This is a genomic window from Bacillus sp. PK3-067, assembly GCF_056738645.1.
The window spans coordinates 1,841,367-1,862,377 of the sequence record NZ_CP096490.1 but is presented as its reverse complement, the minus strand read 5'-3'; the positions used below and the strand labels follow the sequence as shown (position 1 = coordinate 1,862,377).

The following is a 21,011-nucleotide window of genomic DNA, read 5'->3' as shown; positions in this document are numbered from 1 at the left end:
TGGATGCTTTTTTACGCTCATTCACAATCATCACATACTTCCCAGTACGGTCCCATTTCTAATGCTAAATATGGCTTTAACTGCAACCGAATCATTCGACTAGGCATGCGCTCTAAAACAAATTGAATACCTTCTTCATCTTCGTCTAATTCAACTTTTGAAATCGCAATTCTTTGCATAGTCGTAATGGGAATTCCATCTTTATATAAAGTGATTTTCACCTCATCGTATTCATTAAAATATAATTCGACACTCATTTGATTTTTCAGTATTTCATCAACAATTTTAAATGTATTATTTTGTTCTTGGATTATATATTTCCATCCGCCTCTATCTTCTTTCGGAGCTGTTTGAAATAATGTCTCCAAATCCTCGTATAGCATAAGATAACCCCTCTCTTACTAAAAAACGATGAGTATTTTATATACCCTTTATCTCTATCACTATCCATAGCTATTGTACCATATATCAACGTTCTTACCGTATTCATTTGCTTCATACATACTTATAAAATAACTAATTCTATCTCCATTATTATGTATATTACCTCATTACTCCATACACTCTTACAAGTTCAAATAACGACAGACTTTAATCCATGCAAATATTGTCTACTCTCTGCTTTTATTAGCTCACAGCATTCACACTTTTATATATAGTAAGACTACCACAAATAAAAAAGGAGAGTGACTTATACCACTCCCCTCAAAAGACCTTCCCTATAGCTGCTAAAACTAATACGATTATTAAAATTGCAAATAATAATGAGACAATGAAACTAAAAATAGGTAACGCTTTCTTTTCATTCTTCTTAAATAGTAACTTTAAACTAAGAAAAATATTTACTGGTACAAATATAAAATAAAAATATTTAACAATTTGCACCGAGCTATTCGAAAGTGTTTTTAATATAAACACTTCAATTAGAAAAACAATAAAAAATGAAATACTTAGCCAAAATGAGACGTAACTAAGCCAAGAATGTCTTTTTGTCCCCCAATACACTCCCATAATACTCTCCTTTTATTTGTATTCTATACGTTAATAATTATACACAAAGCTAACAAATACCTCTATTTTTCGACAAACATTATGCAAAATACCATTTTAAACGTCATAAAGGAAGTTTACATCTCCATTTGATTTTACACAATAAAACAGACTACCCTCTATTGGCATAATGCTACTAGAGGTAGTCTGTTCTCTATTAGACTTTAAATCTGTCAATTAGTCCTTGCAACTCTTCAGCCATTTGAGATAACGTGCCTGCTGCAGATCCAATTTCCTCCATCGAAGCTAGCTGTTCTTCAGCTGAAGCCGCAACATTTTGTGTGCTTGTCGCATTATTTTGTGCTGTCATTGCAATTTGTCCTACCGAAATAGATACTTCATTTGCCCCTTTTGACATTCCATTAGCCGTTTCAACCATCGTCTTAATTTGATTAGCTATTTCATTTGTAGATTGTAAGATTTCAGCAAAGTTTTGCTTCGTTTCATTTGCGATAACAAGTCCAGATTGAACTTCCTCATTTACATGATTCATAGATTTGACTGTCTTACCCATATCATCTTGTATTTCACATATTAATTTACTAATTTCACTAGAAGATACGCTAGACTGCTCTGCCAATTTACGCACTTCATCTGCAACAATTGCGAAACCTCTTCCATGCTCACCGGCTCTTGCGGCTTCAATCGCCGCATTTAGAGCTAGAAGGTTTGTTTGATCTGCAATATTTTGAATTACTTCTAAAATATCACCAATTTGTTTTGATTTATTATTTAGTAATTGTATAACTGCATCTGATTGTGAAACCGATTCTGCAATAGACTGCATCTGGTTTACTGTTCTTCCTACTAGTTTCCCACCATCTTCTGCTTTTTCACGAGTATGTGCAGAAGCCGTATTAATAGATGATGAACTATTTGCTACATGTTGAATTCCTTCCGTTACATCAAACAGTAACATAGCGCCATTTTCTACGCTTGTTGTTTGCGTCGTTGCCCCACTTGATATTTCATCCATTGCGATTGTGATTTGCTCAGTCGCTTCACTTGCTTGCCTTACACTTGCAGTTAGCTCTTCTGATGCCGCTGCAACATGCCCAGCTGAATCGTTAATTCTTCCAATTAACGTCCGTAACGAATTCGTCATCTCATTAAAGCCTTTAGCAAGTTGGCCGATTTCATCATTAGAATGGATTTCAATTGTTTGCGTTAAATCCCCTTCGCTTATTTCTTTAGAGGTAACAACTAATCTCTTTAAAGGCTTCGTAATTGAAAGTGTCACAAAATAAATAAGTGCCCCGCCTACTACTAATGAGATAAGCATAACAATTAACATATTATAAAATACAGGTTGAGCAGCTTCAATTACTTCAGTTGCGTACATCGTCCCACCAATTTTCCAACCTGTTTTTACGTTTGTAGCAAATACCATATTCTTTTCACTACCACCATAAGAATATGTAAAAGCACCGTGATTATCTTCATAAATTTTCTTTGCCCAAGAATCAGCTGCTTTATCCCCTGATTTTTCTTGTGGATGAGCAATGATTTTTTGCTTTCCATCTAAAATGAAGGCATATCCTTTTTTACCAATATTGATTAACTTTGTTGTTTTTAATAAATTGTCTAAACTTAAATCTAGCGCAACAACCCCATTTTTATCTTCTGTTTGTTTTGCAATCGTTACGACAATATGTCCATTTCCTTTTGCCTTATATGGCTCGCTAACAACAATACCACCTTGTTTTGCCACTGCATCTTTATACCAAGGTCGTGTTGTTGGATCATAATCTGCTGCCATTTGTATATTTGGTTCCTGTACAAATTTCTTATCATTACCGGCAACATACACTTGTTCAACATCTATATTTAAATTGATATACTGAGATAATGTCTTTCTTAGCTCATCCTGATTATCCCCTTGATACATATTCCCTTGAATTACTCGTGCAAAGTTATTCACATCGTTAAATTTTGCTTCAATCATTTGATTGATTAAATTATCTAATATTTTTATATTATCGTTAGCACTACTCGTAATTTGTGATTCAAAATTCTTTTTAGCAGTTTGATAAGACATGCCCCCGATTATAGAAACGGCTGCAATTAAAATTACAAAGAATGAAATTAATAGCTTTTTTGCTACTTTCATATCACGAAACAAATTTAATAGTTTACCCATTATGAACCTCCTAATTTTCGAATTTAAAAGTTAAATTGAGTTAATTATGAATATTTCCCATTCCTTAATTATTATTTTCATAACCTATTATGGTGAATACTTTGTAAAGTTTAAACAATTAATTTCTCTTTGTCTATATATACGAATAATATTATTATAAAATTTACAAATAGAAAAAACCAAAGGGGCCCCTTTGGTTTTTACATTTTTTTATGTTGTTTAGAAATTTTCTTCCATTTATCACGCTCTGCTCTGGCAAGGATTGCATCTTGTTTCCTCATAAAATACGCCAGTTCTCTTTGTAATTTTTTATAGCTTTTCAAACGATCTATCGTAATAAGTCCGTTTTCAATTGCACTATACACCGCGCATCCTGGTTCATTCTCATGCTTACAATCACGGAAACGACATGTTGTCGCAAATTCTTCAATATCAGAGAATGCTGTTTGAATCGCTTCGCTGCCTTCCCAAAGTTGCAATTCCCTCATGCCAGGCGTATCAATCACGAGAGCGCCACTAGGCAATTGGAATAATTCTCGATGCGTTGTCGTATGCCTCCCCCTACTATCCTCTTCACGTATATCTCCCGTTTTTGCTACATCAATTCCTATTAGAGCATTTAACAAAGTTGACTTTCCTACCCCTGATGACCCAACTAAAGCAATTGTTTTCCCTGAAGAAACGAATTGTTTCAACGAATCAATACCTGTATGCTCTAAACTATCAACAACGAAAATAGGAACACCAATTGCTATAGCTTCCGTTTCTACAATTTTTTGTTCTACATCATTACATATACTACTCTTTGTTAAAACAATAACTGGCATAGCGCCACTTTCATACGCCAATAATAAATAACGTTCCATCCTTCTAACATTAAAATCATGATTAAGTGCATTCACTAAAAATAAATAATCTACATTTGCTGCTATAATCTGTTCTTCTGTTCTTGTTCCAGCCTCTTGTCTTGAGAAAGAACTTCTTCGCTGGAAAATACGATGAATAATCGCTTTCTTTTCATCTTCTATTTTCTTTATATACACCCAATCACCAACTGCTGGATAATCGCCTTTCGTAATCGCTTCATACCGAAACTTCCCAGACAGTTCTGCCATATATTCACCATCATTACAAATAATGCGATATATATGCTTATGCTCAAGTAAAATACGACCTACTTCATAATTTTTCTCTGTAACTTGTTCTTCAAAAAATGAATCCCAGCCGAAAGATTCTAAAATATTTTGATTCAAATAAATATCCTCCCTAGTTTGTACTAAGTGGAAGGATTGGGAATTACCTTATATAATATCGCCCTTTCCATCCACCTTTGTATTTGGTTGATTATTCATATAAGTTATTTTCGCCATAATACATCACCCCGTTCTTATTTTAATTATTCTCATTATATGGAATTCTCCTATAAAAAGCTACATTATTTTACGTAATTTTCAAATAACTTGTTTTTGAGCATTCTAATTTGTTCTCGATGACTAATTTCATCTTCTAGCACATGAAACCATAGATAGTGCTGGTTATATGCTACACCGTTAGGCCACTTTCTTTCTGACATGAGCCACTCATCACCTTGTTCACTTAAATACTTCAGAGATTCTTCTCGAACACTTTGTAGAAGTTGTACATAATACTGTATTTCATGACCACGGATTGCTCTACCCGCTTCCCCTAAATACAGTGCATCTTCCCAGATTTCTAATTCTTCTTTTGTAAAGTCACGATCTTGAAATGAAATAAGCTGATGAACTTTTTCAATAGCTGCTATATGCTTTAATAAGGCGCCAATTGAATTTCCGCTGCTTTGCATAATTAAATCTAATTGCTCAACTGATAATTTTTTTACTTCGCCTAATGTTACAGCTCTCGTATGCTCAAGCAGGCTTACTAATTCCCCTATTTTTTGTATAACCAACTACACTTCTTATTCGATAATCTATATTCATATCACGCACCCCTTTCTGCATTCATATTATTGTAAAAATGATTCATATAATAGACTGAAATATATCTAAATTTTCTGTTACAATTAATTTGAATACAAATTATACCCAAACAAACTTTCTCAATATGCTTATATGAAATATTAAAAGGAATCAATATAAAATAATCGAATCTTATTCACTAAAAGGAGTGGATTCGATGGAGATGTATCAATGGCTAACCGCTGTTCTCGTTGGTGGCATTACCGGCTTCGTTTCCCATCTAATCAATAACCAAGGTAAGTTATTGCTTCCACGCCGTTTGAAAACATTTTTTCATTTTGGATTTTTAACTGATATTTTTACTGGTAGCCTAGCCGCACTTCTTGGGCTCGTTTTATTCGATGTCACCGCAATAAAAGAAATTATAAAAGTATCCATTGTAACTGCTATTTCCGGTCAAACTTTTTTACTACATCAAGCTCTTGGTGGCGAACAGGCTAAAAATACGCAAATTGGGAAAGCTGATGAGAAGATTCAAGAAATTGACAAATTATTGCGACGTTAGTGTATACTTTCTTTTAAAATTATTGTTATAATGAGAAATAAATATTTTCTATTGCGTCGTTTGTCAGGAGAAAGGGTGTTTCGTATGACAAAAAAGAAAATAGAAGATTTCTTAACAAACTCCGAAAAAGAGGAACTGCTAGAAAACTATAAATGTTTACGAGAAGCCCGCACAAAAAGCGAAGCTAACTATTTTGGCGAAGCAGTAAACCATCTATTAAATAAAGCAAAACAACGAATTATTAAAGATGCAGGTATACATGATGAAAATGCTGCAACTGTTCAATCAAAGAGAAAAGCACTGTTTTAGCTACATTAGCTAAAACAGTGCTTTTTATTTAGAATTTTTTTCTTTCCATGCTATATTCTCTCCGCCTTTATACTTCCCATTTTTACAGTTTCAAAAGTCATCTAGACCTAAAGATCAAACTAATAATATTAGCCCACGCAAACCATTTTAATAATAGATAAAATAATTGAACTAGTAATGCTACAAACTAAATAAGTTTATTAAATCGCTTCTTTTAAATCTGAATGCGGATTTGGTCCGTATTGATTGTCATTTTCTTCACTTTCAATGATAAAAAATACAAGTAAAACAACGCTACCAAACGGTACAAAATTTAATAGTTGCCACCATCCCGTTTTCCCAATATCATGTAATCGTCGTGCACCAACCGAAAAACTTGGTATAATCATTACTAACATAAATAGCAACGCAATAATAGCAACTAACACCTCTGAAAATGATGATAAAAATAACAGTAGCCAAAAAATTACGATATTGGATAAACTAAAAATCCAGTACTCTTTTCGCGTAGCTCTACCACTAAAATTCCCATAATTCTTTAGAGCTTTCAAATACCATTGCATTTAAACCTCTCCCTTTTATCCCCAATAAAATTAAAATATGTAATTATTAACAGATAAGTAGAAATATAACACAATATTTATGTAAAATCCATATTCCCATCTAAATTGCCCTCTATTTAAATAGTTTTTTCCTTCGGCATTTTTCACATTACTTTCACATCTATTTCACAAATATAAGTAGTCCGATATGCTAAACTAAGTATATCCTTTTCCAAGGAACTATATGCCGATATATAAATCCCTATCTTTATAGGGATTTTTATTTTTTGATTCCTCATAACTTTGTTACAATACATTTCTTCTACTATTTCTATACTTTTAGTAACCACTTTAATTAAAAGCACATTCATGTATTCACACTCTTATTAATTCTGATTTGCGAAATATTTATACAAGCTTTATGATGCGATTCCTGTTTCACTATTTTCAGTAAGTTTTTCACTTTTTCTAAACAAAAATAAAGCTCCTATATATAGTAACGCTGTAAAACTACCTATAAGGATAAAATTGTGAGATACTGCAAATAACATTCCTGCTATTGCCGCACCAATCATTTGACCAATATACATAGAAGCATTTGCAAGCGCGGCTCCTGTTCCTCTTGCTGCACTAGATATGTTTTGTAAGTGCCTCATCATTAATACAAACAAAATTCCTGTCCAAAAAAACAAAGCAAAGAACGATAACTCCACCAATACAATGTTCTTTACATGTGGAAGTAATACATATAGCACTGCTGTAAATATAATTCCACCATAGAAAGAAAGGTTATAACCAATTTTATTTACGATTCTAGGACCAAAAATATTACCAGTTAAATTTCCTAACCCTAATACGAGCATAGCTGTACCTACTTCATGAACTTGTAAGCCAAATTGAATGGAAAGCCATACACCAAAAAATGAAAATGCAGCAAAATTTCCGGTTTGAAAAACAAAGTATGCAAAATAAGAAAGTGAAACCTTTGAATCTGTAAGTAATTGTTTATAACGCTGTAAAATCGCTTTTTTATTTCCACCTATATGAACCGACTGTATTTCTGGTAATACAACATAAATAAGAATGACAAGTAGTGCTGATAATATACCAATGAAATAGAATGGGATTGTATAATGTATCGTTGCTAAATAAGCTCCCAGTGGCAGCCCTAAAATTTGAGAGATTGATAACCCTGCTGTTGCAACCCCAATTGCTTTCACAATTTGCTTCTTCTCTATAAGGAGCGGAATAGATGCCCACACTTGTGGAGATACAAAAGCTGCACTTACACCTGCTAAAAATCTAAATGTTAGCATCCATAAAAAACTCGGTGTAATTCCACACAAAAACGTACTTATTGCAAAAAAACTCATACCTAGTACCATCACTTTTTTTCTGTTTAATCCATCTGATATAGGACCAGCAATAAGCGCAAATCCAGCATACCCTAAAGCATACGAACTCACCATCCATCCTGACAACTCAGTTGAAACATGATACACCTGTTGCAATGTCGGCAACAGTGGTGAAATTAAGAAAGTATCTGTACCGATCATAAACATTATCATAAAAAATACAGCTAGTACTCTGTTCATTTAGACCTTCTCCTTATATAAACAGAGGGTACTCTCCCTCTGTTTAACTAATCTTCTAAAATAGATTGGATTTCTTTCATGACTCTTTCATTCAATGCAACGTCTACCGCTTTCACACTTTCTCTTACCTGCTCTGCCCGCTTTCCACCAGGTATAACAGTATCAATTCCTTCTTTATTTAATAACCATGCTAACGCTAAATGAGACACTTCAATATCATTTTCTTTAGCTAGCCCTTTTAACTTATTCACTTTCTTAAAATTACTCTTATATGTATTTTCTTCAAATAGATTTACATTTTGACGCCAATCGACTTCATTTAATTTAAAATCTTCTGTATATTTTCCGCCTAATATTCCAAAAGCAAGAGGCCCATATGGAATAAATGAAATACCCGCTTCTATACAATACGGCAACAGTTCTTCCTCAGCTGTACGTTCTAACATATTGTATGGAGATTGTACAACATCTATATGACCATGTTGATTCGCCTCTTTTAATTGTTCTATGTTTACGTTCGATATTCCAATTGAACGAATTTTCCCTTCTTCTTTTAAATGAGTAAGCTCTCCGATTGAATCTATGTAACTTGTTTCAGGATTTGTAAAGTGTAAATAATATAAATCAATATATTCAGTCTGTAATCTTCTTAAGCTATTTTCCACAGCATTCCTTAAATAACTTGGTTCATTGTTAATATAAGTTTCTCCATTTAACAACGGTTGAATTCCACCTTTTGTAGCAAGTATAAACTCATGACGTTTTCCCTTTAATACTTCTCCTACTAATTCCTCTGATCTACCGAAACCATATGAATCTGCTGTATCAAAAAATGTAATCCCTTGCTGAATAGCTTCTTCTACTAATCGCTTTCCTTCTTCTTCATTCACATCAGCATATAAATTATGTCCCCCTACTGCATTTGTACCTAAACCCAACTTTGAAATATTTAATCCTGCCTTTTGCAATTTTGTATACTTCATTTTTTCTCCCCCTATATTTCTATTGTTCGAACATATTCGAACAATAGAAATATACCACTTTATATGTTATAGTGCAAATATCTTAACTTATACAAGTAGGTGAAATATGCGTACACTCTATCATCCAAATCGAGAAGAAATTCAATTTTCTTCTGTCTTATATGCACTTAGCGATCAAATTCGTTTACAAATTGTAAATATGTTACTAGAGAAAAATGAACAATCTTGTGGTGCTTTAAACATCCCTGTTGCAAAATCAACTTTATCTCACCATTTCAAAGTTTTACGTGAGTCAGGTGTTATGTACACGCGCCTTGAAGGAACACAACGTTTCATTTCAATTCGTGAAGAAGATTTAAATGCTAGATTCCCAGGTTTATTACAAGTTGTATTACATGCGACAGAGCCATATTAAAAAAACATCTCATATTCATATGAGATGTTTTTTTAATATGGCTATTCTTTTAATAAATCTAATAATCCATTCCCTTCGGATGTACGTTCATACCCTAAAGGTACAGTTCTTTTAATAAGTTGTGCATATATTTCCGGCTCTGATAACTTTCGACCGTATTCTTGCTCACACTGTTTAATGAGCAAGGCAAGCGCTCCAGCAACATGCGGCGTCGCCATGGAAGTTCCACTTAACACTGCATATTTCCCATCTGGATACGTAGATAATATTTCATCACCTGGCGCTACTAGATCAATTTCTTGATTTGAATTACTAAAACATGTGATTTTCCGTTCTAAATTGACAGCGCCGACTTCAATTACTTCCGAGTAAGCACCTGGGTAATCTAGTTCCTCTGTATTATCATTACAATCTCCATTATTCCCAGCAGCACATACGACGAGAACATCCTGCTTTACCGCCTTTTGAATTGCTTCATGTAATTCTGGAACATCTTGCGGACCACCAAGTGACATTGAAATAATTCTCACTTTCTCTTGATTCGGCCCTCTCCAATTTACAGCATAATGAATTGCCTCAATAATTTGCTCGTAACTTCCAGAACCATCTCCCGCTAAAACTTTTAATACTAACATTTTAGCAAGCGGTGCAACTCCTAATACACCGACACCATTTTCAGTTGCTGCAATCGTCCCCGCGACATGAGTACCATGTCCGTTATTATCAAGATACACATTTGGATCAGCTTCATAATCTTTTGTGAAATTTCTTCCGCCGATAATACGATCTTTTAAATCTATATGATTAGTATCACACCCTGTATCTAATACGGCAACGACTACATCTTGCCCCTTCACACTCTTTCCCCATACTTGCGGAGCGTGAATCAGTTGTACACCTGGTGGAATTTCATTTACTTGTTCTACAACCTTATTTACGGTAAATGGAATCAATTGTATACCTTTTTGTTTATTCACTGTACTACTCATCGTAATCCCTCCTGAAAATGTATTATTTTCATTTCAGACCACTTTTGAATACGTGTAAATGTAACATTCGTTTTATTCTTTTTGTTTTCCTTCTTTTCAAATATTTCTCAACATCATTTACTAACTCTATACTACTTTTGTATTTCCCCTATGATTTATAGGAAATAACAGCCTGGGTCATTCAACTAATAACCAAAATAAAAGGACCAATTAATGGTCCTCTTACAGTCTTTTAAAAGAATGATATGTAATTTGAAAAATAATATAAATTAAGACTAAACCTCACTCTTGTTTAAAAACTTTTCTATTTCTTTTACTAAATATTCCGCTCCCTCTATCCCAACAGTAATATTTCCATTTGCTAATGATATGTTCTGTTCTGAAACATCACCTGTGATTTGGCAAGCATTGTAAGGTTGATATTTTTGTAAAATGATTTTATCTGCTTCTACAAAAATTTCAAGCGGTGATTTGATTTGTATTCCCAATACATCGCGTAATTCTTTAGGGATAACAATTCGTCCTAATTCGTCTACTTTTCGAATAACTCCTGTTGCTTTCATATTTCTCCCCCCTTTCTCTCTATTAATTTTTTTCACCTCGCTTTTTCCATTTTATCACTTTTTGGCAATACTTGCCTCTTTTTAGAAAATTTTGTACTCGAGTTAAAAAAACACATTTAATGCATACGTAATCTCTCTTTCAATTGTTTTACATAACGGGATCTTATAAGTAAGAAGTATACAACTTGAATACCTATGAAAATACTTAATACAACTGTATTTTCTTTAAACAATGAGTACTCAAACATTTGCCCTAACGCCGTTAAGGCTACTGCCCCATGTAATGTTGCAACACCAATTGGAACGAAGAATAAAAGCGCCAATCGAATTGTAACTACCTTCGATAATTCCCTGCTTGTCAATCCAACTTTTCGAATCATTTCGAACAAGCGAACATCATCCTCCAAATCGGAGAATAAACGGAAGTAAAGGAAACTTCCTGCGCAAACGAAAAATACTATACCAATAAAGAAACCTACAAATAAAATCGGTCCTGCAATTTGTAAACTTTGGTTTTGCTCGTACTCTTCCGCACTAAACGTTGAATATTCTTGATACGGTTTAATTTGATGCGTAAGCTCTTTACCAATTTCAATCTCATCTTTCGTTCTTTCAGTTTTATACATATAATCTTTTGTCTCTATAAATCCATCTTGTAATGAATCATATTGATCATTAGAGATTACATAAACATTTCCTCTTAATATTTTCCCCAATGAAGATGAAGTAACTTTTTTCACCTTTAAACTTTCATTCATATTAGGTAAAGTAATTTCTTTTCTTTCTTTCATCGCTGGCCCTGGTATATCAGCTGACAAAAATACAACCTCTTTATTTGCTACAGTATTAAATGGTTCTCCCGTTAACTTTGCATATTCCTTATAGTCTGATTCTTTTATAAAAGTGGCGCTTCTTAACGACTGTTCCTCCGTTTTCTTTGTCGAAATATTAGTTTTTGAAGCTGCTATATTATGTTTCTTTAATCCTTTGTCAATCATTTGTATATGTTGTGATTCGTTACTATTCCCTTGCTTAGAATGGTAATGAAACGCAATTGGTCTCTCCATTATACCTTTCGTCATGGATGCGAAGCCTACTAATGTCCCTATTGCGGAAAATGCTACAGTAGAAATAATGGTTACAATAAAGAACATTCTTGCGTTATCTCTCATACGATACGCTAAATCTGATAACGTAATAATATTAGTCTGTGTCCAATAGAAACGTTTACTTTTTTTACATAATCGAATAATAAAGACACTCAGCTGCTTGTACAACAAATACGTCCCGATAATAACTACCGTTGTAACAGGAATCATCATAATAAATACCATTGCTCCATGTGATAGAAGAGCTCCTACATAGCCAGCACTAAGCAATACTACTGCTAATATTGAAGAAATGATTGATGCTTTCGGTTCCGGTTTCGCCTCTGCTGATCCTCTAAACAACTTCATAATCTTATTTTTACGAATCATTCCTGCACTAAACAATGATATGATCATAAATAAAATAAAAAACATAATACCCGTTACAACAATTGCTTTCATCGGTATGTAATAGGATAAGGAGATATCTAGTTTCAATATCATCGGAGCGACAAATAGTAATACCCCTGAAAATAACATACCTGAAAGAATACCAAAAATAATTGCCCCTATTCCAATCATAATATTTTCAAAAAAGATCAGACGCTTTAATTGATATTTCGTCATACCTAGCATCATTAAAATTCCTAGTTCACGCTTTCTCGTTTTTAAAAACATTCCCATCGAATATAAAATAAAGAAGAATGTAAATAAGTAAATAATAGACTGTGCAAAAGACATACTTACGAATACGTACTGACCTAATTCTCCTGCACTTAATGCCGGATGAAACGCAAAAAATGAATACACAAAAAAGGCCATAATTGCAAATGCACTACTCAAAAAATAGGCTGAGTATGTCCGTCTATTTCGGGTTACATTCCGATATGCTAGTTCTCTAATGTTCATATTACTTTTCCGCCCTTCTACTATCTATGTTTTTATATTAGTAAAGTGCGGAAATACCTTCCATCGATTCAAATGACAAAAACCTTACATTTTTGAAAGGTTTAAAAAAATTGCTTATACGTAGTACTTTATTTATAATGACTACATTCATATTCATACACACATCCTATTGTATATTCGTTAGTTTTGCGAAATAATAAAGGATAGAAGTATGTACCATTATACATATAAACTTATTTACCGCTTTAATATGAATAGGAGGAAAACATAATGACATTACAAGAACAGATTATGAAAGCATTACATGTTCAGCCTGTAATTGATCCAAAAGTTGAAATTCGTAAACGAGTTGATTTCTTAAAGGATTATGTAAAAAAAACAGGTGCAAAAGGATTTGTACTTGGTATTAGCGGCGGACAAGACTCTACATTAGCAGGACGCTTAGCACAACTTGCAGTTGAAGAAATTCGTAACGAAGGTGGTAATGCAACGTTTATCGCCGTGCGTCTTCCTTATAAAGTACAAAAAGATGAAGATGATGCACAATTAGCATTACAATTCATTCAAGCAGATCAATCTGTTGCATTTGATATTGCTTCAACTGTTGATGCTTTTTCAAATCAATATGAAAACTTATTGGGTGAATCACTAACAGATTTCAATAAAGGTAACGTGAAAGCACGTATCCGTATGGTTACTCAATATGCAATTGGTGGACAAAAAGGGCTACTTGTTATCGGAACAGATCACGCTGCAGAAGCTGTAACAGGGTTCTTTACAAAATTCGGAGATGGTGGTGCAGATTTATTACCATTAACGGGATTAACGAAGCGCCAAGGACGTGCATTATTACAAGAGTTAGGCGCAGACGAGCGACTGTACTTAAAAATGCCAACAGCTGATTTATTAGATGAAAAACCAGGTCAAGCTGATGAAACAGAGTTAGGTATTACTTATGATCAATTAGATGATTATTTAGAAGGTAAAGCAGTTCCAGCTGACGTTGCAGAGAAAATTGAAAAACGTTACACAGTGAGTGAGCATAAAAGACAAGTACCAGCGTCAATGTTTGATGATTGGTGGAAATAAATTAAACATAAAAAAGAAGCTAATCTTCATTTAGCTTCTTTTTTATATGTTAACGATATACCCCTACTCTTTTCTCCAATAAATCTTGCAGGCAATCTTCATGTTGTTTACAAAATAACGGTGGCATGTCGTCTAACGGGAAAAACTTCAAATCCAACGTTTCATCACCATCTACTTTTTTGTCACCTCCAACTATTGAGAATGAAAAGAACATCACAATTGACTGGGCCTTGTCTCCATTTGGATATGATTGAAAATATTTTGTATACACTCCAATAAGCTCATTTATTTCTACATCATACCCGGTTTCTTCTTTTATTTCCCGGATTGCAGTTTCCGCAGCTGATTCTCCTATCTCCATTGCACCACCTGGAAAGCCCCAAGCGTTAAAGTCTCCTCTTTTTTGCAGTAATACTTCTCCTTCTTTATTAAATACACAACCACCGGCAAAGTTTAAGAAAACATAATCATGTCCTACTTTTTCACGTAATTCTTTTATATAATTCGCCATTCTCATTCCCCTTTTCATACCTCTTCTATCGCTATTTCTTATCTTTTTCAAGCAATTCAATGATTCGATCTAGCTTCTGGTTCATATTAATCACGTGGTGTTTCTTTGCAGCACTGCTTTGTAATACTCTTCTAATAAACAAAGTAAATGATATGAAAAACAAAACGATAAGTCCGATTACTAAACAAGTATATATCAATGTAAAAATATCGCTTTCGAACAAGTTCATTCCACATTCACATCCTTATCCTTTTGTTTTATCACATAATTCTTAATATTCAAAAGTAATCAATCAATCAATAAAAAAAGCACCTTTTACAGGTGCTTTTTCCCATTGCTTAATACGTAAATGTAATTGTCGCTAATGAATAACCCGCCAATGCACTATAAGGCGCTACTTGATAAGACACACGCTTTGCACCTTTTGGCCAATTTATTTCATTTAATACTTTCTTTATATCTTGCATCGTCCCATCCATGGACTGCTTATATCGCACTTCTACTTTTTCTGGTTTGGCTGCAAACTGTTGCTGCAACTTTTGCTTAAATTCATTATAATTTTCTGCTCCGTATTCTGCAGATAAGTATTGTAAATTTGTTTCTTTTAACATCTGCTCATATACGACAGTTTTTGAGCTACCAGCTTTTATTTTGTTTGTTAATTCACCAAAATAACTTGTAGTTGCTGCTGGATATTTACTACGATCCCAGTCGTGATCTTTACTTAACTGTTCGTCAGACATGTTAAAATATGAGTAAGTTACACGCCCTGCTTTATCTGGTACTGGATCATCAAATGTAGTATCTAGGTGATACCATTTGTTTTCAATGTTCACTAAATTCCACGCGTGAGCTTGTCCGTTTCCTGTGCCTGTTACAATATGGTTTTGAATACCTGCCTCTTTTAACAACTCATACGTTAATAATGTATATCCTTGGCAAACGGCAGAACGATTCGCTAATGCTTCATATGCTGTATACGCTTGATAAGACGTATCATAAGACACATGCTTAACAACGTAATCGTGAATAGCTTTTACTTTCTCATGCTCATCCATCCCTGGTTTTACAATTGATCCAACAATTGATTTCGCCTGAGCTTTTACATATTGAGTTTGTTCTTTTGATTCACGGTATTTTACTTGCAGTGTAAACGTATAGTCCCCTGGCATTCCTTTAATAGAATATCTAGTAGACGCTACATTATATTTTACATACTCATCAGCATCTACAATTTTATTAAACTCACCATACAATTGATCCATAATATTTCTAGCATTTCTATCTTTTGTTTTATATGTGATTGTAATATTTTCTTCTCGATTATCAATCTGTTTTTTTAATTCTTTTCTGAAATCATCTAATAACTTTACATCTGATTGTGCTGTCACTGTAGTCGGATTTGTAGCTGCATAAGATACAGATGACGCTTGCAAGCCTCCCATTACTATAGTTGAACAAAGTGCGGCAGCTGTCACATACTTACTTGTCTTTCCCATCTTGTCACTCCTTATATTCTATAACTATACGAAAAAGTATCGTATAGTTTCAGAGTATACAATACTTTTTCGTATAGGTCATATGAGATTATGCATATTAACTAATTCACATAAAAAGGTTGTTCTTTTTAAAAGAACAACCTTTTTCATTAGCATGTTTGTAATACACAGCATGTATTTTCAAAACGTTGATTTTTCAAATCTTCATTACTAATACAGAAATATAGCATCCCTAGTTCTCCCCAAACCATATTACAATTTTTATGATCTGAATCAATTTGGAATAAAAGAGTCATTTGCTGCGGGTCTACTCCCATATATTCTCCTGTCTCATATAACACTTCTTCTTGTACAGAGAATGGCTCACCAAACATTTGATGGTTATCGTAGTTATCTGGAATTAGCTCTTCAAGTAATTGCAAGAAACGATCTGAATCAGCCTCATCTTCAATGAAAAGTTCTGGTAATTTGTATGTCAGCTCAAAAGTAATTGCACACTGGTTATATTTCGCTTGTATTTCATTTTCTCTTCGTAATTGCTCTACAGGAACATCATAATAAAGTACACGCCCAGCTTCTGTTAGATTCACATTTTCTTCAAAATAATTTTCAATGCAAAAGAAATACAGCATCCCCGTCTTAGGAAGATTGTGATCCATACCAACGTTTTGTAAATCACTTAAGTTAAATTGCGCGATAAATTGTAGTGGATTTCCTTTATGCTTTGGATATTCAAATAAAGCTGGTAGATCAGGAACTCCTCCCATTTTCGAACTACCTATCGCAACAGTTCCCTGCTGCTTTGGCACAACTTTTATACAAGAAAATACAGTATTAATAAGTTCTTCTTTCAAGTGTGTTAGTTCATATTTATCAATTAATACTTCAATTTTTTTATTCATAAATTCTCCTTACATTTACATACTTATTTATATCATAGTACAAAGATTATACTTCATTCTTTACAAAATCAACAAGCCTCCCAAAAACGGGCTTATCCTTCGTACGCGAACAAGTTTAAAAAAGCATACTATACATTGTTCCTACAAACACGATAGTTCTTTAGTTCTTCCAGTACATTTTCCCCTCGTTCATTTTTATTTTTAATATAAGGAGGAATTCCACATGGGTTACGGATATAGTTGCGGCGGTTACGGTTACGGCGGTAGCTGTGGTGGTTGTGGTTACGGAGGTTTCGCTTTATTAATCGTTTTATTCATCCTTCTAATCATCATCGGAGCTAGCTGTTGGGGCGGCTTTGTAGGCTGCTAGTAAACTTAAAAACCATTGTAAAAAAGCACGTACAATACGTGCTTTTTTGCCATTTCCAAATCTTTTATTTGAAAGGAAGTATGTTTAATGAAGATCGATGGTGTTTTTGAAGGAGGCGGTGTACGCGGTATTGCACATGTTGGAGCAATTTGCGCATTAGCCGAAAAAGGTTATGAATGGGAACGTATAGCTGGAACATCAGCTGGTGCAATTATTGCGGCACTTGTAGCGGCAGGATATTCTTGTTCAGAGCTAAAAACGATTATAACTGATATCGATTATAACAAATTTACGAAGAAAACCTTTATTGACAAAATCCCCTTTATCGGAAAAGGACTAAGTGCATGGACTACTCTAGGTATATACTCTAATGTATTTATAGAAGAATGGATTGAAGAATTACTTCGAAAAAAAGGTGTTCATTTATTTACTGATTTACCGGATCTAAACAAACTCAAAATCATCGCTTCTGATATTAGTAATGGTAAAATGGTTGTCTTTCCTGACGACTTACCAAACTACGGATTTTTAAATTATCGCTTCTCTATCGCTAAAGCGGTAAGAATGAGTAGTACAATCCCCTTCTTCTTTGAACCCGTAAAATGGAGAACTCCAAAATGGAAGCAGCCTTGTTATATGGTTGATGGAGGAATTCTAAGTAATTATCCAATTTGGATCTTCGATTCACCTACCACTCCTCGCTGGCCGACTTTCGGATTTCATTTTGTAAAAGATGAGATTCAAGCTGATCCTGCTCACTATAACGAGCCTATTTCCATGTTCAAAGGACTATTTAAAACAATGATGCAAGCTCATGATTTACGTCATTTAGATAAGGAATCAAAAGCAAGAACGATTACAATTCCAACAGGAACGATTACAAGTACTAATTTTGAACTGACAAAGGAAGAAAAAGAATGGCTTTACAATTCTGGTTATAACTCTGCTAATAAATTTTTACAAGCTTGGAACTTTAGGCAATATATCGATGAATATAGAAAAGGAAAGCAAGACCGAAAGACAAATCGATTTTTTCGTCAACTTGACTCATAATATTATTACTTTGCGTATAAATACGAGAACGTTTAACAACTTAATAATAAATAAGTCTAGTAATTTCTTATATTACTAGACTTATTTATTATTATATAATCTCGTACATTGTTTAAGGATACGTTAACCCTTCGGCTTCCTCTGCAGTAATAACTATGTAACGATTTCCCGTTCTTAATCCTAACAGTTCTGCTTTTTCAATCGCTTCTTGCTTCGTCTCCGCATAAGCAGCTAAATATTTTTCTCCATTGATCATTTGGCAAATTACATATTGTTTCATTACTTTCTCCTCTTACTTTTTCATTAGTTGTGCAAGTTTTTTTATACCTATTTCAATTTCTTCTAACGTTGCGTATGAATACGATAGGCGCAAAAATTGATTTGCACTTCTATCATATAAAGTACCTGGGTTTAATAAAACCTTTTCTTGCAGAGCTTTATCAAATAAACTGCGATATGAAATGGTTACTTTTATATGTACCCATATATAAAATCCCCCTGTTGGTTCATGCCAAGTTGCTATTTCACGAAGATATTTATCTAACATTAGTAACATAAAATCTCTTCGTTTTTTCAATTCACTTCTTACAAAGCGCAAATGCTCATCATATAGACCATTTGTAAACCACTCTGCTGCAATTTGCTGGGATATAGTGCTTGAACCATAATCTGTTTGCATTTTTATGTCTGACAATCTTTGAATTACTGGCTCAGGTCCAACAATCCATCCAATTCTTAACCCTGGACTAATTACTTTGGACATGCTTCCAATATGTAGTACGATTCCATTTTTATCATAGGCTTTTAAAGGTTTCGAACAAGGTGCATCAAACCATAAGTCTTGATACACTGCGTCCTCTATAATAGGTAATCCAATTTCATTACATATTTCCATCACTTCTATTCGTCTCTTCGCATTCATACTAAAGTTCGTTGGATTATGAAAAGACGGGATTGTATATAAAATAGATGCATTAAATTGCTTCTTATATTTTGTAATATATGATGTATTTAAACCGTTCTCATCCATTGGTATTCCAATGAAACGCATTCCTGCGGATTGAAAAACATTAAGCGAATATAAATAGGATGGTTTTTCTAATAAGATGGATGCCCCTTTTGGAAGAAGCCCCATAGAGATAAGTTGCAGCGCTTGAATTGCTCCTGAAACAATTAATATAGAGTCAGGAGATACACATATACCATGCCCCTTTAAGTATTCGGAAATCTTTTCCCTTAAATAAAAATTTCCTTTCGGCTCTTCATACCCAAGCGTCACATTTGACTTTAAAAGCTTATTCATAATTTCTTTCATCTTTTTCTCAGGTAAGAGACTCGGCGCGAGCTCACCTGTTCCTAATCGAATTACATGTGGATAAAATTCAGCTTGATTAATCTCCTGAATAGCTGGGAGATTCGGATAATGAAGTCCTGTTTCTACATAAGACTGCCAATTAGGCGGGGGTGCGTAAGTTGAAGCATTCTCATTATTATTTACAACAATTGTTCCTTTCCTGCCATTCCCTTCTATGTATCCCTTTGCAACTAGTTCACCGAAAGCCATTACAATTGTGCTTCGATTCACACCAAATGTATGTGCCAAATCTCTTTGTGAAGGTAATTTCGTTCCAACGGTCCATTCTCCATTAACGATCCTTTCTTTTATATACGTTTCTATTTGTTTATACAGAGGAGTCGCTAGAGACATATTCGGTTTCCAAACGAATCTTTCCATTATATCACCTTATATTCTTTTTGGTTGGTAACCTCCCCAACCATATGGATGGATACAAATTTTCATTTCTTCTATACAATATACACTATCATAATGAATTAAAATAGGAGGTAATATGATGAGTGAAGCAATTATTCATGGTATCATTCTTGCATTTGGACTTATCATTCCATTAGGTGTACAAAATGTTTTTGTCTTTAACCAAGGTGCGAGCCAACCAAACATTTGGAGGGCAGCCCCTGTAGTATTAACTGCCTCTATATGTGATACGTTACTCATATTGATTGCAGTGCAAGGTGTCTCCCTTGTACTCCTTACTTTTTCTTGGCTAACTAACTCGTTATATATAGTTGGATTTTTCTTTCTCCTATACATGGGCTTTGTTATTTGGAGAAGTAACCCTTCCAACGATGTAAAACAAGAAAAAAGTATGCCCTTAAAAAAGCAAATCCTTTTCGCAGCATCCGTTTCGTTATTAAATCCACATGCTATTTTAGACACAATCGGTGTAATTGGAACAAATTCTATTCAATACATAGGAAGTGAAAAATGGGCTTTCACACTTGCAACTATTATCGTTTCTTGGATTTGGTTTATAAGCTTAGCGTTAGCAGGGAAATTTCTAAAAAGACTAGACTCAACCGGAAAGACAATTTTATTATTAAATAAATTTTCTGGTCTCATCATATGGGGTGTCGCGCTTTATATGTTAAAACAAGTTATTTATTCTTAATGAACGAAAGAGAATTGCATGTTACTCAAAA

24 protein-coding genes and 2 pseudogenes are annotated in these 21,011 nt (G+C 33.9%); 7 read left to right on the top strand and 19 right to left on the bottom strand.

Going from position 1 to position 21,011, the window contains the following annotated elements:
• Positions 1 to 17 precede the first annotated feature (17 nt).
• From M1D73_RS09660 to M1D73_RS09635, 6 genes and pseudogenes are all read right to left on the bottom strand, one after another.
• Positions 18 to 383 (bottom strand): DUF3979 family protein, encoded by a 366-nt coding sequence (locus tag M1D73_RS09660; RefSeq protein ID WP_000965068.1) that lies wholly within the window; start codon positions 381 to 383, stop codon positions 18 to 20.
• A 322-nt stretch (positions 384 to 705) separates the two neighbouring features.
• On the bottom strand, positions 706 to 1,011 hold the full coding sequence (locus M1D73_RS09655; protein WP_000539569.1) for a hypothetical protein: 306 nt from the start codon (positions 1,009 to 1,011) through the stop codon (positions 706 to 708).
• 196 nt (positions 1,012 to 1,207) lie between these two features.
• A complete protein-coding gene (locus M1D73_RS09650) occupies positions 1,208 to 1,969 on the bottom strand; it encodes a methyl-accepting chemotaxis protein (protein WP_425594309.1) in 762 nt (253 codons plus the stop codon).
• Positions 1,970 to 2,197: 228 nt separating this feature from the next.
• Positions 2,198 to 2,995: pseudogene (locus M1D73_RS09645) on the bottom strand (HAMP domain-containing protein); the annotation flags it as partial.
• Positions 2,996 to 3,390: 395 nt separating this feature from the next.
• The gene (gene rsgA, locus M1D73_RS09640) at positions 3,391 to 4,443 is read right to left on the bottom strand and encodes a ribosome small subunit-dependent GTPase A (RefSeq protein WP_121868371.1); all 1,053 of its coding nucleotides are present in this window, start codon (positions 4,441 to 4,443) and stop codon (positions 3,391 to 3,393) included.
• Between the two features lie 182 nt (positions 4,444 to 4,625).
• Positions 4,626 to 5,151 (bottom strand): annotated as a pseudogene (locus M1D73_RS09635) (DinB family protein).
• Between the two features lie 196 nt (positions 5,152 to 5,347).
• On the opposite strand from M1D73_RS09635, the gene M1D73_RS09630 reads away from it, so the two are divergent.
• A complete protein-coding gene (locus M1D73_RS09630; RefSeq protein WP_000426317.1) occupies positions 5,348 to 5,695 on the top strand; it encodes a DUF4257 domain-containing protein in 348 nt (115 codons plus the stop codon).
• An 84-nt stretch (positions 5,696 to 5,779) separates the two neighbouring features.
• The gene (locus M1D73_RS09625) at positions 5,780 to 6,004 is read left to right on the top strand and encodes a hypothetical protein (RefSeq protein WP_000162602.1); all 225 of its coding nucleotides are present in this window, start codon (positions 5,780 to 5,782) and stop codon (positions 6,002 to 6,004) included.
• Between the two features lie 200 nt (positions 6,005 to 6,204).
• Here the strand turns inward: M1D73_RS09625 and M1D73_RS09620 are convergent, their stop codons facing one another.
• The 4 genes from M1D73_RS09620 to M1D73_RS09605 all read right to left on the bottom strand — a co-directional run bounded on the left by M1D73_RS09620 (position 6,205) and on the right by M1D73_RS09605 (position 9,124).
• A complete protein-coding gene (locus M1D73_RS09620; RefSeq protein WP_001198796.1) occupies positions 6,205 to 6,567 on the bottom strand; it encodes a DUF805 domain-containing protein in 363 nt (120 codons plus the stop codon).
• A 143-nt stretch (positions 6,568 to 6,710) separates the two neighbouring features.
• Complete coding sequence (locus tag M1D73_RS09615; RefSeq protein WP_001101741.1) at positions 6,711 to 6,917, bottom strand: hypothetical protein; 207 nt, start codon at positions 6,915 to 6,917, stop codon at positions 6,711 to 6,713.
• A 48-nt stretch (positions 6,918 to 6,965) separates the two neighbouring features.
• A complete protein-coding gene (locus M1D73_RS09610; protein WP_121868372.1) occupies positions 6,966 to 8,141 on the bottom strand; it encodes an MFS transporter in 1,176 nt (391 codons plus the stop codon).
• A gap of 47 nt (positions 8,142 to 8,188) precedes the next feature.
• Positions 8,189 to 9,124 (bottom strand): aldo/keto reductase, encoded by a 936-nt coding sequence (locus M1D73_RS09605; RefSeq protein ID WP_000877965.1) that lies wholly within the window; start codon positions 9,122 to 9,124, stop codon positions 8,189 to 8,191.
• A gap of 106 nt (positions 9,125 to 9,230) precedes the next feature.
• Here M1D73_RS09605 and M1D73_RS09600 point away from each other — a divergent pair, with 106 nt between their 5' ends.
• Positions 9,231 to 9,539, top strand: coding sequence for an ArsR/SmtB family transcription factor (locus M1D73_RS09600; RefSeq protein WP_001259906.1), 309 nt, complete (start codon positions 9,231 to 9,233; stop codon positions 9,537 to 9,539).
• A 41-nt stretch (positions 9,540 to 9,580) separates the two neighbouring features.
• Here M1D73_RS09600 and M1D73_RS09595 read toward each other — a convergent pair whose 3' ends face one another.
• The 3 genes from M1D73_RS09595 to M1D73_RS09585 all read right to left on the bottom strand — a co-directional run bounded on the left by M1D73_RS09595 (position 9,581) and on the right by M1D73_RS09585 (position 13,088).
• Positions 9,581 to 10,528 carry a serine protease gene (locus tag M1D73_RS09595; RefSeq protein ID WP_086402051.1) on the bottom strand — a complete coding sequence of 316 codons (948 nt, stop codon included), beginning with the start codon at positions 10,526 to 10,528 and terminating at the stop codon, positions 9,581 to 9,583.
• A 275-nt stretch (positions 10,529 to 10,803) separates the two neighbouring features.
• Positions 10,804 to 11,091, bottom strand: a complete 288-nt coding sequence (locus tag M1D73_RS09590) for an AbrB/MazE/SpoVT family DNA-binding domain-containing protein (protein WP_000648324.1) — start codon at positions 11,089 to 11,091, stop codon at positions 10,804 to 10,806.
• 116 nt (positions 11,092 to 11,207) lie between these two features.
• Positions 11,208 to 13,088 carry an FtsX-like permease family protein gene (locus tag M1D73_RS09585; RefSeq protein ID WP_001025988.1) on the bottom strand — a complete coding sequence of 627 codons (1,881 nt, stop codon included), beginning with the start codon at positions 13,086 to 13,088 and terminating at the stop codon, positions 11,208 to 11,210.
• 270 nt (positions 13,089 to 13,358) lie between these two features.
• On the opposite strand from M1D73_RS09585, the gene nadE reads away from it, so the two are divergent.
• Positions 13,359 to 14,177 (top strand): ammonia-dependent NAD(+) synthetase, encoded by an 819-nt coding sequence (nadE, locus tag M1D73_RS09580; RefSeq protein ID WP_000174901.1) that lies wholly within the window; start codon positions 13,359 to 13,361, stop codon positions 14,175 to 14,177.
• A 49-nt stretch (positions 14,178 to 14,226) separates the two neighbouring features.
• Here nadE and M1D73_RS09575 read toward each other — a convergent pair whose 3' ends face one another.
• The 4 genes from M1D73_RS09575 to M1D73_RS09560 all read right to left on the bottom strand — a co-directional run bounded on the left by M1D73_RS09575 (position 14,227) and on the right by M1D73_RS09560 (position 17,089).
• Positions 14,227 to 14,688, bottom strand: a complete 462-nt coding sequence (locus tag M1D73_RS09575) for an NUDIX hydrolase (RefSeq protein WP_000024999.1) — start codon at positions 14,686 to 14,688, stop codon at positions 14,227 to 14,229.
• Between the two features lie 31 nt (positions 14,689 to 14,719).
• Positions 14,720 to 14,917 carry a DUF4083 domain-containing protein gene (locus M1D73_RS09570; RefSeq protein ID WP_001048091.1) on the bottom strand — a complete coding sequence of 66 codons (198 nt, stop codon included), beginning with the start codon at positions 14,915 to 14,917 and terminating at the stop codon, positions 14,720 to 14,722.
• 109 nt (positions 14,918 to 15,026) lie between these two features.
• Positions 15,027 to 16,187, bottom strand: coding sequence for a transglutaminase domain-containing protein (locus M1D73_RS09565; protein WP_000520862.1), 1,161 nt, complete (start codon positions 16,185 to 16,187; stop codon positions 15,027 to 15,029).
• Between the two features lie 149 nt (positions 16,188 to 16,336).
• Positions 16,337 to 17,089: a YwqG family protein gene (locus M1D73_RS09560; RefSeq protein WP_121868373.1), complete on the bottom strand. Its 753-nt coding sequence runs from the start codon at positions 17,087 to 17,089 to the stop codon at positions 16,337 to 16,339.
• A gap of 223 nt (positions 17,090 to 17,312) precedes the next feature.
• Between M1D73_RS09560 and M1D73_RS09555 the strand changes: the two genes are divergently transcribed.
• Entirely contained in the window at positions 17,313 to 17,459 is a 147-nt protein-coding gene (locus M1D73_RS09555) for a YjcZ family sporulation protein (RefSeq protein WP_000540425.1), read from the top strand.
• A gap of 87 nt (positions 17,460 to 17,546) precedes the next feature.
• The gene (locus M1D73_RS09550; protein ID WP_086402052.1) at positions 17,547 to 18,512 is read left to right on the top strand and encodes a patatin-like phospholipase family protein; all 966 of its coding nucleotides are present in this window, start codon (positions 17,547 to 17,549) and stop codon (positions 18,510 to 18,512) included.
• A 112-nt stretch (positions 18,513 to 18,624) separates the two neighbouring features.
• On the opposite strand, the gene M1D73_RS09545 is transcribed toward M1D73_RS09550, so the two are convergent.
• The gene (locus M1D73_RS09545; protein WP_000816389.1) at positions 18,625 to 18,792 is read right to left on the bottom strand and encodes a DUF3933 family protein; all 168 of its coding nucleotides are present in this window, start codon (positions 18,790 to 18,792) and stop codon (positions 18,625 to 18,627) included.
• Between the two features lie 12 nt (positions 18,793 to 18,804).
• Positions 18,805 to 20,247, bottom strand: a complete 1,443-nt coding sequence (locus tag M1D73_RS09540) for an aminotransferase-like domain-containing protein (RefSeq protein ID WP_000439422.1) — start codon at positions 20,245 to 20,247, stop codon at positions 18,805 to 18,807.
• 118 nt (positions 20,248 to 20,365) lie between these two features.
• Between M1D73_RS09540 and M1D73_RS09535 the strand changes: the two genes are divergently transcribed.
• Entirely contained in the window at positions 20,366 to 20,980 is a 615-nt protein-coding gene (locus M1D73_RS09535) for a LysE/ArgO family amino acid transporter (protein ID WP_086402054.1), read from the top strand.
• The last annotated feature ends 31 nt before the right edge of the window (positions 20,981 to 21,011 follow it).

Bases quoted from the DNA above. Each gene is read 5' to 3' on its own strand.
- M1D73_RS09660 (WP_000965068.1), bottom strand. From the start codon at position 383: ATGCTATACGAGGATTTGGAGACATTATTTCAAACAGCTCCGAAAGAA.
- M1D73_RS09655 (WP_000539569.1), bottom strand. From the start codon at position 1,011: ATGGGAGTGTATTGGGGGACAAAAAGACATTCTTGGCTTAGTTACGTC.
- M1D73_RS09650 (WP_425594309.1), bottom strand. From the start codon at position 1,969: ATGTTACTGTTTGATGTAACGGAAGGAATTCAACATGTAGCAAATAGT.
- M1D73_RS09630 (WP_000426317.1), top strand. From the start codon at position 5,348: ATGGAGATGTATCAATGGCTAACCGCTGTTCTCGTTGGTGGCATTACC.
- M1D73_RS09625 (WP_000162602.1), top strand. From the start codon at position 5,780: ATGACAAAAAAGAAAATAGAAGATTTCTTAACAAACTCCGAAAAAGAG.
- M1D73_RS09620 (WP_001198796.1), bottom strand. From the start codon at position 6,567: ATGCAATGGTATTTGAAAGCTCTAAAGAATTATGGGAATTTTAGTGGT.
- M1D73_RS09615 (WP_001101741.1), bottom strand. From the start codon at position 6,917: ATGAATGTGCTTTTAATTAAAGTGGTTACTAAAAGTATAGAAATAGTA.
- M1D73_RS09610 (WP_121868372.1), bottom strand. From the start codon at position 8,141: ATGAACAGAGTACTAGCTGTATTTTTTATGATAATGTTTATGATCGGT.
- M1D73_RS09605 (WP_000877965.1), bottom strand. From the start codon at position 9,124: ATGAAGTATACAAAATTGCAAAAGGCAGGATTAAATATTTCAAAGTTG.
- M1D73_RS09600 (WP_001259906.1), top strand. From the start codon at position 9,231: ATGCGTACACTCTATCATCCAAATCGAGAAGAAATTCAATTTTCTTCT.
- M1D73_RS09595 (WP_086402051.1), bottom strand. From the start codon at position 10,528: ATGAGTAGTACAGTGAATAAACAAAAAGGTATACAATTGATTCCATTT.
- M1D73_RS09590 (WP_000648324.1), bottom strand. From the start codon at position 11,091: ATGAAAGCAACAGGAGTTATTCGAAAAGTAGACGAATTAGGACGAATT.
- M1D73_RS09585 (WP_001025988.1), bottom strand. From the start codon at position 13,088: ATGAACATTAGAGAACTAGCATATCGGAATGTAACCCGAAATAGACGG.
- nadE (WP_000174901.1), top strand. From the start codon at position 13,359: ATGACATTACAAGAACAGATTATGAAAGCATTACATGTTCAGCCTGTA.
- M1D73_RS09575 (WP_000024999.1), bottom strand. From the start codon at position 14,688: ATGGCGAATTATATAAAAGAATTACGTGAAAAAGTAGGACATGATTAT.
- M1D73_RS09570 (WP_001048091.1), bottom strand. From the start codon at position 14,917: ATGAACTTGTTCGAAAGCGATATTTTTACATTGATATATACTTGTTTA.
- M1D73_RS09565 (WP_000520862.1), bottom strand. From the start codon at position 16,187: ATGGGAAAGACAAGTAAGTATGTGACAGCTGCCGCACTTTGTTCAACT.
- M1D73_RS09560 (WP_121868373.1), bottom strand. From the start codon at position 17,089: ATGAATAAAAAAATTGAAGTATTAATTGATAAATATGAACTAACACAC.
- M1D73_RS09555 (WP_000540425.1), top strand. From the start codon at position 17,313: ATGGGTTACGGATATAGTTGCGGCGGTTACGGTTACGGCGGTAGCTGT.
- M1D73_RS09550 (WP_086402052.1), top strand. From the start codon at position 17,547: ATGAAGATCGATGGTGTTTTTGAAGGAGGCGGTGTACGCGGTATTGCA.
- M1D73_RS09545 (WP_000816389.1), bottom strand. From the start codon at position 18,792: ATGAAACAATATGTAATTTGCCAAATGATCAATGGAGAAAAATATTTA.
- M1D73_RS09540 (WP_000439422.1), bottom strand. From the start codon at position 20,247: ATGGAAAGATTCGTTTGGAAACCGAATATGTCTCTAGCGACTCCTCTG.
- M1D73_RS09535 (WP_086402054.1), top strand. From the start codon at position 20,366: ATGAGTGAAGCAATTATTCATGGTATCATTCTTGCATTTGGACTTATC.